The organism is Pseudomonas aeruginosa (assembly GCF_001457615.1).
In the GTDB taxonomy this organism is placed as follows: domain Bacteria; phylum Pseudomonadota; class Gammaproteobacteria; order Pseudomonadales; family Pseudomonadaceae; genus Pseudomonas; species Pseudomonas aeruginosa.
Map to the genome: position 1 here is coordinate 1,350,338 of NZ_LN831024.1, position 14,656 is coordinate 1,364,993.

Annotated in this window: 14 protein-coding genes; 10 read left to right on the forward strand and 4 right to left on the reverse strand. The window is 67.1% G+C overall.

Annotated features, from left to right (window positions below; all coding sequences use genetic code 11):
• Positions 1 to 27: 27 nt before the first annotated feature.
• The 8 genes from lysS to AT700_RS06295 all read left to right on the forward strand — a co-directional run bounded on the left by lysS (position 28) and on the right by AT700_RS06295 (position 6,965).
• Positions 28 to 1,533: a lysine--tRNA ligase gene (lysS, locus tag AT700_RS06260; RefSeq protein ID WP_003103728.1), complete on the forward strand. Its 1,506-nt coding sequence runs from the start codon at positions 28 to 30 to the stop codon at positions 1,531 to 1,533.
• Positions 1,534 to 1,744: 211 nt separating this feature from the next.
• Positions 1,745 to 2,458: a TetR/AcrR family transcriptional regulator gene (locus AT700_RS06265; protein WP_048520836.1), complete on the forward strand. Its 714-nt coding sequence runs from the start codon at positions 1,745 to 1,747 to the stop codon at positions 2,456 to 2,458.
• Positions 2,459 to 2,554: 96 nt separating this feature from the next.
• Positions 2,555 to 3,106: a hypothetical protein gene (locus AT700_RS06270; protein WP_003103725.1), complete on the forward strand. Its 552-nt coding sequence runs from the start codon at positions 2,555 to 2,557 to the stop codon at positions 3,104 to 3,106.
• Positions 3,107 to 3,114: 8 nt separating this feature from the next.
• On the forward strand, positions 3,115 to 4,410 hold the full coding sequence (locus tag AT700_RS06275; protein WP_003092515.1) for a flavohemoglobin expression-modulating QEGLA motif protein: 1,296 nt from the start codon (positions 3,115 to 3,117) through the stop codon (positions 4,408 to 4,410).
• A 68-nt stretch (positions 4,411 to 4,478) separates the two neighbouring features.
• Entirely contained in the window at positions 4,479 to 5,225 is a 747-nt protein-coding gene (locus AT700_RS06280) for a TIGR00266 family protein (protein ID WP_003113847.1), read from the forward strand.
• The gene (locus AT700_RS06285) at positions 5,222 to 6,127 is read left to right on the forward strand and encodes an alpha/beta hydrolase (RefSeq protein ID WP_003103721.1); all 906 of its coding nucleotides are present in this window, start codon (positions 5,222 to 5,224) and stop codon (positions 6,125 to 6,127) included. The genes AT700_RS06280 and AT700_RS06285 overlap by 4 nt, the downstream gene beginning before the upstream one ends.
• Positions 6,124 to 6,447, forward strand: coding sequence for a hypothetical protein (locus tag AT700_RS06290; RefSeq protein WP_003092509.1), 324 nt, complete (start codon positions 6,124 to 6,126; stop codon positions 6,445 to 6,447). The genes AT700_RS06285 and AT700_RS06290 overlap by 4 nt, the downstream gene beginning before the upstream one ends.
• The gene (locus AT700_RS06295) at positions 6,444 to 6,965 is read left to right on the forward strand and encodes an O-acetyl-ADP-ribose deacetylase (RefSeq protein ID WP_003163253.1); all 522 of its coding nucleotides are present in this window, start codon (positions 6,444 to 6,446) and stop codon (positions 6,963 to 6,965) included. The genes AT700_RS06290 and AT700_RS06295 overlap by 4 nt, the downstream gene beginning before the upstream one ends.
• Before the next feature lie 75 nt (positions 6,966 to 7,040).
• On the opposite strand, the gene AT700_RS06300 is transcribed toward AT700_RS06295, so the two are convergent.
• The 3 genes from AT700_RS06300 to AT700_RS06310 all read right to left on the reverse strand — a co-directional run bounded on the left by AT700_RS06300 (position 7,041) and on the right by AT700_RS06310 (position 10,875).
• On the reverse strand, positions 7,041 to 7,826 hold the full coding sequence (locus tag AT700_RS06300; protein WP_003092499.1) for an OmpA family protein: 786 nt from the start codon (positions 7,824 to 7,826) through the stop codon (positions 7,041 to 7,043).
• Between the two features lie 48 nt (positions 7,827 to 7,874).
• A complete protein-coding gene (locus AT700_RS06305; protein ID WP_003092495.1) occupies positions 7,875 to 8,279 on the reverse strand; it encodes a DUF4398 domain-containing protein in 405 nt (134 codons plus the stop codon).
• A gap of 379 nt (positions 8,280 to 8,658) precedes the next feature.
• On the reverse strand, positions 8,659 to 10,875 hold the full coding sequence (locus AT700_RS06310) for a heavy metal translocating P-type ATPase (protein WP_003117471.1): 2,217 nt from the start codon (positions 10,873 to 10,875) through the stop codon (positions 8,659 to 8,661).
• Positions 10,876 to 10,988: 113 nt separating this feature from the next.
• On the opposite strand from AT700_RS06310, the gene cadR reads away from it, so the two are divergent.
• The gene (cadR, locus tag AT700_RS06315) at positions 10,989 to 11,459 is read left to right on the forward strand and encodes a Cd(II)/Pb(II)-responsive transcriptional regulator (RefSeq protein ID WP_003117472.1); all 471 of its coding nucleotides are present in this window, start codon (positions 10,989 to 10,991) and stop codon (positions 11,457 to 11,459) included.
• 8 nt (positions 11,460 to 11,467) lie between these two features.
• On the opposite strand, the gene AT700_RS06320 is transcribed toward cadR, so the two are convergent.
• Complete coding sequence (locus tag AT700_RS06320) at positions 11,468 to 11,812, reverse strand: hypothetical protein (RefSeq protein WP_003092488.1); 345 nt, start codon at positions 11,810 to 11,812, stop codon at positions 11,468 to 11,470.
• Between the two features lie 207 nt (positions 11,813 to 12,019).
• On the opposite strand from AT700_RS06320, the gene ppc reads away from it, so the two are divergent.
• Complete coding sequence (ppc, locus tag AT700_RS06325) at positions 12,020 to 14,656, forward strand: phosphoenolpyruvate carboxylase (RefSeq protein WP_003103713.1); 2,637 nt, start codon at positions 12,020 to 12,022, stop codon at positions 14,654 to 14,656.

The following is a 14,656-nucleotide window of genomic DNA, read 5'->3' on the forward strand; positions in this document are numbered from 1 at the left end:
AGAGCCTAACCAGGAACCACCAAGACCATGAGCGACCAACAACTCGACCAGCACGAACTGCAACAGGAAGAAAACAAGCTGATCGCCCAGCGCAAGGAAAAACTTGCCGCCGTGCGCGAAGCCCGGGCCATCGCCTTCCCCAACGACTTCCGCCGCGACGCCTACTTCGCGGACCTGCAGAAACAGTACGCCGACAAGACCAAGGAAGAGCTGGAAGCCGCAGCGATCCCGGTCAAGGTGGCCGGTCGGATCATGCTCAACCGCGGTTCCTTCATCGTCCTCCAGGACAGCAGCGAGCGCCTGCAGGTCTACGTCAACCGCAAGACCCTGCCGGAAGAAACCCTGGCCGAGATCAAGACCTGGGACCTGGGCGACATCATCGGCGCCGAAGGCGTGCTGGCCCGCTCGGGCAAGGGCGACCTGTACGTCGACATGACCAGCGTGCGCCTGCTGACCAAGTCGCTGCGTCCGCTGCCGGACAAGCACCATGGCCTGACCGACACCGAGCAGCGCTACCGCCAGCGCTACGTCGACCTGATGGTCAACGAGGAAACCCGCCACACCTTCCGCGTGCGTTCCCAGGTCATCGCCCACATCCGCCGTTTCCTCAGCGAGCGCGGTTTCCTCGAAGTGGAGACCCCGATGCTGCAGACCATCCCCGGCGGCGCCGCGGCCAAGCCGTTCGAGACCCATCACAACGCGCTGGACATGGCCATGTTCCTGCGCATCGCCCCGGAGCTGTACCTCAAGCGCCTGGTGGTCGGCGGTTTCGAGAAGGTCTTCGAGATCAACCGCAACTTCCGTAACGAAGGCGTCTCGACCCGGCACAACCCCGAGTTCACCATGCTCGAGTTCTACCAGGCCTACGCCGACTACGAAGACAACATGGACCTGACCGAGGAACTGTTCCGCGAACTGGCCCAGGCGGTACTCGGTACCACCGACGTGCCCTACGGCGACAAGGTCTTCCACTTCGGCGAGCCGTTCGTGCGCCTGTCGGTGTTCGATTCGATCCTCAAGTACAACCCGGAGATCACCGCCGCCGACCTCAACGACGTCGAGAAGGCGCGGGCCATCGCCAAGAAGGCCGGCGCCAAGGTCCTCGGCCACGAAGGCCTGGGCAAGCTGCAGGTGATGATTTTCGAGGAACTGGTGGAGCACAAGCTGGAGCAGCCGCACTTCATCACCCGCTACCCCTTCGAGGTTTCGCCGCTGGCCCGCCGCAACGACGAAGACCCGAGCGTCACCGACCGCTTCGAGCTGTTCATCGGCGGCCGCGAGATCGCCAATGCCTATTCCGAGCTGAACGACGCCGAGGACCAGGCCGAGCGCTTCATGTTGCAGGTCAAGGAGAAGGACGCCGGCGACGACGAGGCGATGCACTACGACGCCGACTTCATCAATGCCCTGGAATACGGCATGCCGCCGACCGCCGGCGAAGGCATCGGCATCGACCGCCTGGTGATGCTGCTGACCAACTCGCCGTCGATCCGCGACGTGATCCTGTTCCCGCACATGCGCCCGCAGGCCTGAGCGCCGCAACAGTCCATGGAAAAGCCGCCTTCGGGCGGTTTTTTCATGGCCGCGCGGTGTCCCGGCCGCCGGGCCAGGGGCCGATAGCCGCCGATCCGCCGGCTGACCACGGAAGGTGCGGGTGGGATCGGAGCTTCCCCGATAGCGGCCGATTGATTCCACGCGAAAAAGTCCGAACAATGCCCCATCGTCCGCGAGCGGAGGAAACACCGTGTCCCGAGTAGCTCCCAGAGACAGCGCCGCGCAGGCCGCCAGCGCGGTAGCCGAAAGCGTTCGTTACCAGGGCCGCAAGGCCAGCCGCCAGGGCAGCGAGCAGCGGCGCCAGGCGATTCTCGATGCCGCCATGCGCCTGATCGTCCGCGACGGCGTACGGGCCGTGCGCCACCGCGCGGTGGCCGCCGAGGCCCAGGTGCCGTTGTCGGCCACCACCTACTACTTCAAGGACATCGACGATCTCATCACCGACACCTTCGCCCTCTTCGTCGAGCGCAACGCAGAGGCGCTGTCGGCGTTCTGGAGCAGCGTGGAGGGCGACCTCCAGGAGATGGCCGCGGTGCTGGCCGACGACCCCGGCGCCCGTGGCTCGCTGGTGGAACGGATCGTCGAGCTTGCCGTGCAGTATGTCCAGGTCCAGCTCACCGAGCGCCGCGAGCACCTGCTGGCCGAGCAGGCCTTCCGCCAGGAGGCGTTGCTCAACCCGCGCCTGCGCGAACTGGCCGATGCCCACCAGCGGATTCTCTCCCTCGGCGCCGTGCATTTCTTCCAGGTGCTCGGTTCCGGGCAGCCCGAGCAGGACGCCAAGGTGTTGACGTCGATTATTCTGCAGATGGAATATCAGGGCCTCGTGGACGGGGTCGAGCATCTGGCCGTGGACGAAATGCGCGCCATACTCAGACGGTACCTGAATCTGGTCATGGGCCTGTGACCTGAGCGTCAACCCCGCCATGGCGGGGTTTTTCATACCCGAACCTTCCCTCGGCCAGCCGGTCGCAGGTTGCGGAGGGTTCCTAAGGAGCGTGTGATGAAAGCCTGGCGTTGCCTGGTGGTCCTGAGTTTCCTGCTGTTGGGCGGTTGCCTGGTCACCTTCAAGGAGCCGATACCGCCGCGCGAGGCGGCGCCGAGCCATCTGCTCGGGACCTGGAGCCGCGAGAACGAGTGGAAGGAAGAACAATTCCTGGAGATCACCCGTTCCGGCAGCAATGTCTACCGTGCGCTCAGCTACGTGGACAGCAAGGACAATACCGAGAGCCTGGAAGACTACGGCTTCACCGTCTCCCACCAGGGCAAGCGCTGGTACCTGTCGGCCGGCCTGCCGAAGAGCCTGGGCGGCAACTTCATCATCGCCGGCTTCGAGATCACCGACGGTGACGAGCTGGTGATCTACAACCTCGACGTCGAGCGCATCGTCGAGGACCTCGGCGCCGGCCAGCTCGACGGCGAGACCGTCGACAGCGATCAGGGCAAGGGCGCGCTGGTGCGCAGCCCGTTGGCGAAGGTCTTCGCCTACCTGAACGATCCCGCCAATTCCGACGTGTTCGTCGAGGCCGCCCGCTTCCAGCGGGTCACCCAATGAGATTGCCGATGAGCCAGCGCAAGGCGCAGAACGACTACCAGAAGATCATCCGCTCCCTGTCCGATCGCATCGTCGAGGCGCAGACGCCGATCCGCGTGCTGGATGCGATCAAATGGGACGACGGGATCCGCCAGGACTTCCTCAAGGGCCGCGGCAAGCATGCGCCGAAGGTCGATCGCGGCTACTACGACAGCCGCCCGCTGGCCTTCGACGCCAGCGCCAAGAAGCAGGAATTCCAGAACATCGAGCGCGACATCACCCGCCAGTTGGGCCAGTTCAACCCGGTCGGGCAGATCATGCGGCGGATGTGCAAGGAATACCGGATGGTCATTCGCATGCTCGAGGCGCGCGGCACCCCGGACCTCGGGCTGATCTCCCAGGAACTCTACGGCTCGGCCTCGGACGCCTTCCATGCCGGCGATCCGACCCTGGCCGACCTCGGCCTGATGCTCTCCGACTACCTGAACAACATCGCCGACCGCGGCGATCTCAAGGACGAACCCAAGACCCTGACCGCCAAGGAGGTCGTACCGATCCTCCAGGCGCGGCTGAACACCGTGTTCGGCGAGGAGGAGGGCACCATCCGCGTGTTCGAGTCCGACGGCATCGTCGCCGACGCGGCGGCCGGCGCCGACTACATCAAGGTACGCGCCGACGCCCTGTTCAACGAGCGCGACGTGCGCGCGCTGGAGGTCCACGAGGGCCTGGTGCACGTCGGCACCACCCTGAACGGCCTGAGCCAGCCGATCTGCACCTTCCTCGCCAAGGGACCGCCGTCCTCCACCGTGACCCAGGAAGGCCTGGCGATCCTGATGGAGGTGATCGCCTTCGCCTCCTACCCGACCCGCCTGCGCAAGCTGACCAATCGCACCCGGGCGATCCACATGGCCGAGGAGGGCGCCGATTTCCTCGACGTGTTCCACTTCTACCGCGAGCAGGGCTACAGCCTGGAGGACAGCTACCAGAACGCCAGCCGGGTCTTCCGCGGCTCGACCCCGGATGGCCTGCCGTTCACCAAGGACCTGTCCTACCTGAAGGGCTTCATCCTCATCTACAACTACATCCAGCTCGCCGTGCGCAAGGGCAAGCTCGAACAGATCCCCCTGCTGTTCTGCGGCAAGACCACCCTGGAAGACATGCGCACCCTGCGCCAACTGGTGGACGAGGGCCTGGTGGCGCCGCCGAAGTACCTGCCGCCGCAGTTCCGCGACCTCAACGCGCTGTCGGCCTGGATGTGCTTCTCGAACTTCCTCAACCACCTCAGCCTGGACCGCATCGAAGCGGACTACGCGAACATCCTCTGACCGTTCCCCGCCGTGCCGGTCTTTCCCGGTGCGCGCGGGCGGTCGGCCGGCAAGCAAGGAGAACGGCGATGGCCAGCCACGAACTCGACTACCGCATCCTCGGCGAATCCATGCAGACCGTGGAGATCGAACTCGACCCCGGGGAAACCGTGATCGCCGAGGCCGGGGCGATGAACTACATGACCGGCGACATCCGCTTCACCGCGCGGATGGGCGACGGCTCCGACGGCAGCCTGCTGGGCAAGCTGTGGAGCGCCGGCAAGCGCAAGCTCGGTGGCGAGTCGGTGTTCATGACCCACTTCACCAACGAAGGCCAGGGCAAGCAGCACGTGGCCTTTGCCGCGCCCTATCCGGGCAGCGTGGTGGCGGTGGACCTGGACGATGTCGGCGGGCGCCTGTTCTGCCAGAAGGACTCGTTCCTCTGCGCAGCCTATGGCACCCGGGTCGGCATCGCCTTCACCAAGCGCCTGGGCGCCGGTTTCTTCGGCGGCGAGGGCTTCATCCTGCAGAAGCTCGAGGGCGATGGCCTGGTCTTCGTCCACGCCGGCGGCACGCTGATCCGCCGCCAGTTGAATGGCGAGACGCTGCGGGTCGACACCGGTTGCCTGGTGGCCTTCACCGACGGCATCGACTACGACGTGCAACTGGCCGGCGGCCTGAAGAGCATGCTGTTCGGCGGCGAAGGATTGCTGCTGACCACCCTCAAGGGCAGCGGCACCGTCTGGCTGCAGAGCCTGCCGTTCTCGCGCCTGGCCGGGCGCATCTACGACGCCACCTTTCGCGCCCGCGAAGAGGTAAGGACCAACAACGGATGAAGCGCCTGCTGATCCCGCTGCTGGTACTCGGCGCGCTGTTCCTCGGTGGCTGCAGTTCGCTGCTGTTCTATCCCGAGCCGGTGGTGCAGATCACTCCGGCGCGCGCCGGGCTGGAGTACCGCGACGTCACCCTGACCACCGCCGACGGCGTGCGCCTGCGCGCCTGGTGGCTGCCGGCGAAGAAAGGCGTGCCGGTGAAAGGCACCGTGCTCTACCTGCACGGCAACGGCGGCAACCTGTCCTGGCACCTCGGCGGCACGTGGTGGCTGCCCGCCGAGGGCTACCAGGTGCTGATGCTCGACTATCGCGGCTACGGCCAGTCGGAGGGCCAGCCGGGACTGCCGGAGGTCTACCGCGACATCGACGCGGCGTTCGCCTGGCTCGACCAGGCGCCGGAGGTGAAGGGCACCGAGCGCGTGCTGCTGGGGCAGAGTCTCGGCGGCGCGCTGGCGATCCACTACCTGGCCGAGCATCCGCAGCGCCAGGGCCAGTTCAAGGCGCTGGTGTTCGACGGGGTACCGGCGAGCTACCGCGGCATCGCCCGGCACATGCTGGACGGTTCCTGGCTGACCTGGCCGCTGCAGGTGCCGCTGTCCTGGCTGGTGCCCGACGACGACAGCGCCATCCATTCGGTGGCGCGGCTTTCTGGCGCACCCATGCTGTTCTTTCACAGCATCGACGATACCATTGTGCCCCTCGAGAACGGCATCGCCCTGTACCGCCAGGCGCGGCCGCCGAAGGTCCTGCAACTGACCCGAGGCGGCCACGTGCAGACCTTCGCCGAAGCGACCTGGCAGGAAGTGATGCTGCGCTTCCTCGACGATCCCCATGGCTTCACCGGCCTGCGCCGGCTGGCCGAAATCCCGAACCGCGAATCCGCGAAACCCGAAGGCAATCCATGAGCGACCGTAACGTACTCCCCTGCATCCTGACCGGCATCGGTACCATCTTCGTCACCGTCGGCGTGCTCTGGTACTACGGCTACCTGCATTTCGCCAAGCCGCAGGACGCCCTGTTGCTGGCCGACTTCACCATGCTGAAGAGCCTGCCCGGCGAAGATGTGAAGCTGTCCCTGGAGCCGGCCAAGCAGGTCGCGCAGTGCATCGATGGCGTCCTGGTGCTGTTCGACACCGAGCAGAAGGGCCTTTCCGGCGTGCTGGTGGACAACAGGAAGCACGCCGTGCGCTGCGCCGGACAGGAAGTCCCGCAGGAAGTGAAATGACCGAGGTCCGCGTCTGGCAGGGAGACATCACCCGTCTTGCGGTGGATGCCATCGTCAACGCGGCGAACTCCTCGCTGCTCGGTGGGGGCGGTGTCGACGGCGCCATCCACCGCGCCGCCGGTGCCGAACTGGTGGCGGCCTGCCGCCTGCTGCACGGTTGCAAGACCGGCGAGGCGAAGATCACCCGTGGGTTCCGTCTGTCGGCGGCCCACGTGATCCACACCGTCGGCCCGGTCTGGCGCGGCGGCGACAACGGCGAAGCGGAGCTGCTGGCCAGCTGCTACCGGCGCAGCCTGGCGCTGGCCGAGCAGGCCGGGGCGGCCAGCGTCGCGTTCCCCGCCATCAGCTGCGGCATCTACGGCTATCCCTTGGAGCAGGCCGCGGCCATTGCCGTCGAAGAGGTCTGCCGGCAACGCCCGGCGCACAGCAGCCTGGAGGAAATCGTCCTGGTTGCCTTCGATAGCTCGATGGCCGAGCGCTACCAGCGCTTGCTCGGCGAGCGGCCTGTGGCCCGCTGATACCTGGAAAGCTCAAGCCCCGCCCATGAAAAAGCCCCGCCGGATGGCGGGGCTTTTGGGCTTCCGTAGGGCTTATCAGCCGCTGACGGAGGAGCGTGGCGCGACCGGCTTGGCGTCGTTGGAAATGGTGACTTCCACCCGACGGTTCATGGCACGGCCGGAGCTGGTGCCGTTGCTGGCCACCGGATATTCCTTGCCGTAGCCACGGGTGGCTACGCGTTCCGGGCTGATGCCGCGGCTGAGCAGGGCCATGCGCACCGAGTCGGCACGACGCTCGGACAGGCGCTGGTTGTAGTTGGCGGAACCGGTGCTATCGGTGTAGCCCTCTACGATCACCTGGCGCTCCGGGTTCTGCTGGAGGAACTCGGCCAGTTGCTGGATGTTGCGCATGGCGCCGGGCTTCAGGTCGGACTTGTCGAGATCGAACAGAACGTCGCCGAAGGTCACCATGGTGCCGCGCGAGGTCTGCTTGGCATTCAGTTGGCTACGCAGCTTGTCCAGTTGCGCGGTGCGCGCGTCGAGGCGGGCCTGGGCGCGCTGGGCGGAGGCGTTCTGCAACTGCGCCTCGGCATTGCGCAGGACGATGGTCTGCTTGGCCAGTTCGATGCGCTGGTTGGTCAGGTAGGCCAGTTGGTCCACGTCGCGCTGGTCTTCGCCATCCTGGTAGGCCTTGTCGGCCTTGGCCAGCCAGTCGCCGGCGTCCTTGGTTTCCAGGGCCGCGACCTTGGTCGCGTCGGGCTGCGACTGCAGCGCGGAGAAGTTGCTGCGGGCCTGTTCCAGGTTGGCGTTCGGCGGCGTGGAGCAGGCGGCCAGCGCCAGGGCCAGCAGGGATACGGCGGGGAGGGCAATGTACTTACGCATAGGGGTCATCCTTAATCACGAATCGACGAAAGAAGGGCGGAATCCGGCTTAGTGCTGCGTATCGCGCATGCCTTCCTCACGCAGTTCCATGACGCCCTGCTGGGCATCCTTCACGGCTTTCTGCGCCTTGGCGGCCTGGGTCTTGCGCTCGGCGACCCGGGCGTCCCACTCGGCCTGCTGCGCCAGGCGCTTGGCCTGGTCGTATTCCTTGTCGTTCATGGCGATGCGCGCCTGGCTCAGCTTGTCCTGAGCGGACTTCATCTCGACCGGGGCATATTCCGGGCCGCCGGCGCTCACCGCGTTATTCACCGCGGATTCGGTCACGGCGAACTGCTCGGTCGGCGGGTTGCCGGCGCAGCCGGCCAGGACCAGGCTGCTGCCTACGGCCAGCAGGGCCAGCTTGAGGCCACGCAGGGAACCGGTGTGTTGCTTGCTCATCGCTTTTTGCTCCATGGGAAATTTCCTCTGACAGGGATGCTGATTCCTTGGCTTTCATCTCTGGCCATTACCGTGGGCGCGTTTCCGGCCCTCCGGTCTTTTCTTCCTGCTCACTGAGCAAGCCTCTGCCAGGCCTCTGTTTCAGGGGCTTGGCGATTGGCCATGTACTTTTAGTGACTCCCCCGCTGGTTCAGGGGTTCAAAAAAAAATCTGAAATTTTCTGACTGAACAGTCGGCTTCCGGCGTGGTCGCAGAACGCCACCTCTGCTCACTAAAGCCCGTCCTACAGGGCTCTAGTCCACGAAACGCACAACTGCCGCAGCGCTCCAGGATGGAACACTCGGGCAGAAAAAAGCCCCACCTGAGTGGGGCTGGAGGAGGCCAGTGGGGCCTTTTAGAAACGCTTGCGCAACAGTCGCAGACCGTTGAACACCACCAGCAGGCTGGCGCCCATGTCGGCGAATACCGCCATCCATAGGGTGCCTTCGCCTGCCAGGGTAAGGGCGAGGAACACCGCCTTGATGCCCAGGGCCAGGGTGATGTTCTGGACCAGGATCGCGTGGGTGGTGCGCGACAGCCGGACGAATTGCGGCAACTTGCGCAGGTCGTCGTCCATCAGCGCGACGCCGGCGGTCTCGATGGCCGTGTCGGTGCCCGCCGCGCCCATGGCGAAGCCGATGTCGGCGCGGGCCAGGGCCGGCGCGTCGTTGATCCCGTCGCCGACCATGCCGACCCGCGAGCCGTCGGCCTGGCGCGCTTCCACTTCACGCAGCTTGTCCTCCGGCAGGAGGTTGCCGCGAGCTGCGTCGATGCCTACCTGGGCAGCGATGGCGGCTGCGGTGTGCGGGTTGTCGCCGGTGAGCATCAGGGTCTTCACGTCCAGCGCGTGCAGCTCGCGGATCGCCTCGCGGCTGCTGTCCTTGACCCCGTCGGCGACGGCGAAGAGGGCCCGCACGCGCTGCGGATCACACAGCGCGATGACCGTCTTGCCCTGGCGCTCCAGGGCGTCCAGGCGCTCTTCCAGGGCCGGCGAGCAGAGGCCCAGTTCCTCCACCAGGCGATGGTTGCCGAGGTGGTAGAGGACGCCGTCGATGCGTCCGCTGACGCCTCGTCCCGGCAAGGCAGCGAGGTCCTCGACCACGCCCAGGGCAAGGCCGTCCTCTTCCGCTGCGTTGGCCACGGCGCGCGATACCGGGTGGTCGGAACGCGCGGCCAGGCTGGCGGCGAGCAGGCGCGCATCCGTCCCGTCAGCCTCCGCGATCGGCAGGTAGTCGGTCTGTTGCGGTTTGCCATGGGTGATGGTGCCGGTCTTGTCGAGGGCGACCCAGGACAGCTTGCGCCCGAGTTCGAGGAACACCCCGCCCTTGATCAGGATGCCCAGGCGCGCCGCGGCGGAAAGGCCGCTGACGATGGTCACCGGGGTGGAGATCACCAGCGCGCAGGGACAGGCGATCACCAGCAGCACCAGGGCGCGGTAGATCCAGTCCAGCCAGGCGCCGCCGAACAGCAGCGGCGGCAGCACCGCGGTGGCGAGGGCGATGAGGAATACCACCGGGGTGTAGACGCGGGCGAAACTGTCGACGAAACGCTGGGTCGGTGCGCGGGAACCCTGGGCTTCCTCCACGGCGTGGATGATCCGGGCCAGGGTGCTGTCGTCGGCGCGGCGGGTGACGCGGTACTCCAGCGCTCCCTCGCCGTTGATGCTGCCGGCGAACACCGGCTCGCCGACCTCCTTCTCCACCGGCAGGCTTTCGCCGGTGATCGGCGCCTGGTTGACGCTGGAGCGGCCGCTGGTCACCTCGCCGTCGAGGGCGATGCGTTCGCCGGGCTTCACGCGCACGGTGGCTTCCAGTTCCACTTGCTTGGCCGGCAGCTCCTTCCATTCGCCGCCGACCAGCACGGTGGCCTGTTCCGGAGCCAGTTGCAGCAGGCCGCGGATGGCGTTGCGCGCGCGATCCAGGGACTTCGCCTCGATCAACTCGGCGATGGCGAACAGCACGCTGACCATCGCCGCTTCCGGCCACTGGCCGATGAGCACGGCGCCGGTCACGGCGATACTCATCAGGGCGTTGATGTTCAGGTTGCGGTTCTTCAGTGCGATCCAGCCCTTGCGGTAGGTCGGCAGGCCGGCGCCGAGGATGGCCAGCAGGGCGAGGCCGGCGACCACCCAGTCCGGCGCCAGGCCGAACCATTCGACGATCTCCGAGGCCAGCGCCATCGCGCCGGCCAGGGCCAGCGGCCACCAGGGCTTCGCCGGCGCTTGCGAGGGGCCGTCGGTATTTTCGCCGGCATCCAGCGGCACCGCCTGCATGCCGAGGCCGGCGATCAGCTTCTGCAGCGGCTCGACGCTGTCGAAGCGATGCTGGACGCGCAGCAGGCGCTGCATCAGGTTGAATTCCAGCGACTCCACTGCCGGCTGGCGACCGAGGGCGTCGCGGATCAGGCGTTCCTCGGTCGGGCAGTCCATCGCTTCGATGCGTAGGTCGCTCCAGCGCAACTCGGCGTTGCCGGCCAGGGTTCCGATGGCGGCCACTGCCGGGCGAGGCGCGTGGCGGTGCCCATGATCATGTCCGTGACCGTGACAGCAAGTGTCGGCGTGTTCGTGGCTCATGGAAACAATTCCCGTTTGACGTGTTGGGTGCGATTGCACACCCTGTAGCAACTACAGAGTCAAGCGGTACTGCCAATTCGGGTAGCCGCGTCGGCGATTGGAGGAGGGTTGGCATGAAGATCGGTGAGCTGGCGAAGAGAACCGGTTGCCCGGTGGAGACCATCCGCTACTACGAGCGCGAAGGCCTGTTGCCCGAGCCCGCGCGTAGCGAAGGCAACTATCGGCAATACACCCTGGCGCATGTCGAGCGCCTGTCGTTCATCCGTCACTGCCGCTCGCTGGACATGACCCAGGAGGAAATCCGTACCCTGCTGGCGTTGCGCGACCGTCCCGAGGCGGATTGCGGCACCGCCAACCGGCTGATCGACGAGCACCTGCATCACGTCGAGGTGCGCATCGCCGAACTCCAGGCATTGCGCGAGCAACTGCGGGATCTCGGCTCACGCTGTACGGTCGCCGGCAACAGCCAGGCCTGCGGCATCCTCCGCGAACTGGAGCAGCCCGCGCCGCTGTCGCCTATCCCCGAGGAATGCGCCGAGGCCGGGCACATGCACGTTCCCGGCGTGCACCGCCGGCATGGCTGAAGCCGCGCTCAGTGACTGGAGGTGTCCTGTTGCGCGACCAGTTCGTGCAGGTACTTGCGCGAGAGCGACAGGAAGCGTGGGGTAGGGCCGACATCCTCATAGAGCGGATCGCCCTGTTCGTCGGTGGCCACCACCTGACTCCCCTTCACGTAGGGAAAGCTCGCCTCCAGTTCTTCCAGGGCGGCGCCGACCAGCTCGCCCAGTAGTTCCTCGACGCTGCGCCGCGGATACATCTCGTGCAGCGCGGCGAGGCGCGCGGCGCTTTCGACGTCCAGCGGGATGCTGTAGTGGTTGCGGGCCATGCGGCCCTTGGCGGTGTGTTCCCAATGGCGGACAAGCTCACGGATCTTCATGCTGACCTCTTCAGCCCGGTCGTGGCGGGCGTGTTGGGGGTGCCCTCGTGGGGCCGTGCCTCGGTGCGGGCACTTCCTTCAGACTAGACCCGATCGGCGCCGGCAGCCTCGCTTCCGGCCCGGCGGCGCCGTACTGGCACCCTGCGGGCTTGTAAGCGCGGGGGCGCCTGAGCCAAGCTGGTTTCCCACCCGCAGTGGAGACAGGTCATGCCGGAAATCGATGCGCGCCTGCGCGAGGACGTCCACCAACTGGGCGAATTGCTCGGCGACACCATCCGCGAGCAGTACGGCCCGCGGTTCCTCGACAAGATCGAGCTGATCCGCAAGGGCGCCAAGGCTGCCCGCCGCGGTTCAGCGGAGGGCGCCCAGCAGCTCACCGCCACCCTCGACGGGCTCGAGGAAGACGAACTGCTGCCGGTGGCGCGGGCCTTCAACCAGTTCCTCAACCTGGCCAATATCGCCGAGCAATACCACCGTATCCGCCGGCGCCGGCCGAACGAGCCGGAACCCTTCGAGAACCTGGTGCTGGAAGAGCTGCTGGGGCGTCTCAAGGACGCCGGGCATGCCCCCGGGCAACTGGCTCGCCAGCTCGCCGGGCTGGAGATCGAACTGGTGCTGACCGCCCATCCCACCGAGGTGGCGCGGCGCACGCTGATCCAGAAATACGATGCGATCACCGCGCAGCTGGCGGCCAAGGACCATGCCGACCTGCTGCCGGAGGAGCGCAGTCGCATCCAGCAGCGCCTGCAGCGGCTGGTGGCCGAGGCCTGGCATACCGACGAGATCCGCAAGGTCCGGCCGACCCCTGTGGACGAGGCGAAATGGGGCTTCGCGGTGATCGAGCATTCTCTCTGGCAGGCCTTGCCGAACGTCCTTCGGCACGTCGACGAGGTACTCCTGCGCAGCACCGGCGAACGCCTGCCGTTGACCGCCGCGCCGCTGCGCTTCGCGTCCTGGATGGGGGGCGACCGCGACGGCAATCCCAACGTCACCGCCAGCGTGACCCGCGAGGTCCTGCTGCTGGCGCGCTGGATGGCCGCCGACCTGTACCTGCGCGATATCGACCGACTGGCCGCCGAGCTGTCCATGCAGCAGGCCTCGCCGCAGCTGCTGGCGCGGGTCGGCGATAGCGCCGAGCCCTATCGCGCCCTGCTCAAGCAATTGCGCGAGCGCCTGCGCGTGACCCGCAACTGGACCCACCAGGCCCTGGCCGGCGAGGTGCCGGCCGCGGAGGGCGTCCTGGAGCACAACCGCGACCTGGTCGAGCCGCTGCAACTGTGCCACGAGTCGCTGCACGCCTGCGGCATGGGCGTGATCGCCGATGGCGCGTTGCTCGACTGCCTGCGCCGCGCCGCCACCTTCGGCCTGTTCCTGGTACGCCTGGACGTGCGCCAGGACTCGGCCCGCCATGCCGCCGCGCTGAGCGAGATCACCGAGTACCTGGAGCTGGGCAGCTACGACGAGTGGGACGAGAAGACCCGCCTGGAATTCCTTCTCGAGGAACTGAACAGCCGCCGCCCCCTGCTGCCGGCGCACTACCAGCCTTCGGCGGATACCGCCGAGGTGCTCGCCACCTGCCGGGCGATCGCCGCCGCACCACCGGCGTCGCTGGGGTCCTACGTGATCTCGATGGCCGGCCAGCCGTCCGACGTGCTGGCGGTGCAACTGCTGCTAAAGGAAAGCGGCGTCGACTGGCCGATGCGCGTGGTGCCGCTGTTCGAGACCCTCGACGACCTGGACAACGCCGGCCCCTGCATGGAGCGCCTGCTGACGCTGCCGGGCTACCGTTCGCGGCTGTCCGGGGTGCAGGAAGTGATGATCGGCTACTCCGATTCGGCCAAGGACGCCGGTACCCTCACGGCGGCCTGGGCGCAGTACCGGGCGCAGGAGAAACTGGTGGAGATCTGCCGCCAGCACGAGGTCGAGTTGCTGCTCTTCCACGGCCGCGGCGGTACCGTCGGTCGCGGCGGCGGGCCGGCCCACGCGGCGATCCTGTCGCAGCCGCCGGGTTCGGTGGCCGGGCGCTTCCGGGTCACCGAACAGGGCGAGATGATCCGCTTCAAGTTCGGTCTGCCGGACATCGCCGAACAGAACCTCAATCTCTACCTCGCCGCAGTGCTGGAAGCGACCCTGATGCCGCCGCCGGCTCCGGAGCCGGCCTGGCGCGCGCAGATGGACCGCCTGGCGAAGGACGCGCTGCTGGCCTACCGCAGGGTGGTGCGCGACGATCCGCAGTTCGTCGAGTATTTCCGCCTGGCCACGCCCGAGCAGGAACTGGGCCGTCTGCCGCTGGGCAGCCGCCCGGCCAAGCGCCGCGAAGGCGGGGTGGAGAGCCTGCGGGCGATTCCCTGGATCTTCGCCTGGACCCAGACGCGCCTGATGCTGCCGGCATGGCTTGGCTGGGAGACCGCCTTGCTGAACGCCATCGAGCGTGGCGAGGGCGCGCTGCTCGGGCAGATGCGCGAGCGATGGCCGTTCTTCACCACCCGCATCGACATGCTGGAAATGGTCCTGGCCAAGGCCGACGCGGATATCGCGCGGCTCTACGACGAACGTCTAGTGCCGCTCGAGCTGCGTCCGCTGGGGCGTCGTTTACGCGACCTATTGTCGCAGGCGGTGCGCGTGGTACTGGGACTGACCGGGCAGTCGCTGCTGCTCGCCCACGCCAGCGAGACCCGCGAGTCGATCAGCGTGCGCAACAGCTATCTAGACCCGCTGCACCTGCTCCAGGCTGAGCTTCTGGCCCGTTCGCGGCGCTGCCGGGGCGACGCCTGCGGCGGCCTGGAGCAGGCGCTGCTGGTGACGGTCGCGGGGGTCGCCGCCGGACTGCGCAACACCGGATGA

Excerpts from the sequence above, each read along its gene's own strand:
- AT700_RS06310 (WP_003117471.1), bottom strand. The coding sequence starts at position 10,875 with ATGAGCCACGAACACGCCGACACTTGCTGTCACGGTCACGGACATGAT.
- lysS (WP_003103728.1), top strand. The coding sequence starts at position 28 with ATGAGCGACCAACAACTCGACCAGCACGAACTGCAACAGGAAGAAAAC.
- AT700_RS06320 (WP_003092488.1), bottom strand. The coding sequence starts at position 11,812 with ATGAAGATCCGTGAGCTTGTCCGCCATTGGGAACACACCGCCAAGGGC.
- AT700_RS06305 (WP_003092495.1), bottom strand. The coding sequence starts at position 8,279 with ATGGAGCAAAAAGCGATGAGCAAGCAACACACCGGTTCCCTGCGTGGC.
- AT700_RS06300 (WP_003092499.1), bottom strand. The coding sequence starts at position 7,826 with ATGCGTAAGTACATTGCCCTCCCCGCCGTATCCCTGCTGGCCCTGGCG.
- ppc (WP_003103713.1), top strand. The coding sequence starts at position 12,020 with ATGCCGGAAATCGATGCGCGCCTGCGCGAGGACGTCCACCAACTGGGC.
- AT700_RS06280 (WP_003113847.1), top strand. The coding sequence starts at position 4,479 with ATGGCCAGCCACGAACTCGACTACCGCATCCTCGGCGAATCCATGCAG.
- cadR (WP_003117472.1), top strand. The coding sequence starts at position 10,989 with ATGAAGATCGGTGAGCTGGCGAAGAGAACCGGTTGCCCGGTGGAGACC.
- AT700_RS06290 (WP_003092509.1), top strand. The coding sequence starts at position 6,124 with ATGAGCGACCGTAACGTACTCCCCTGCATCCTGACCGGCATCGGTACC.
- AT700_RS06295 (WP_003163253.1), top strand. The coding sequence starts at position 6,444 with ATGACCGAGGTCCGCGTCTGGCAGGGAGACATCACCCGTCTTGCGGTG.
- AT700_RS06285 (WP_003103721.1), top strand. The coding sequence starts at position 5,222 with ATGAAGCGCCTGCTGATCCCGCTGCTGGTACTCGGCGCGCTGTTCCTC.
- AT700_RS06275 (WP_003092515.1), top strand. The coding sequence starts at position 3,115 with ATGAGCCAGCGCAAGGCGCAGAACGACTACCAGAAGATCATCCGCTCC.
- AT700_RS06270 (WP_003103725.1), top strand. The coding sequence starts at position 2,555 with ATGAAAGCCTGGCGTTGCCTGGTGGTCCTGAGTTTCCTGCTGTTGGGC.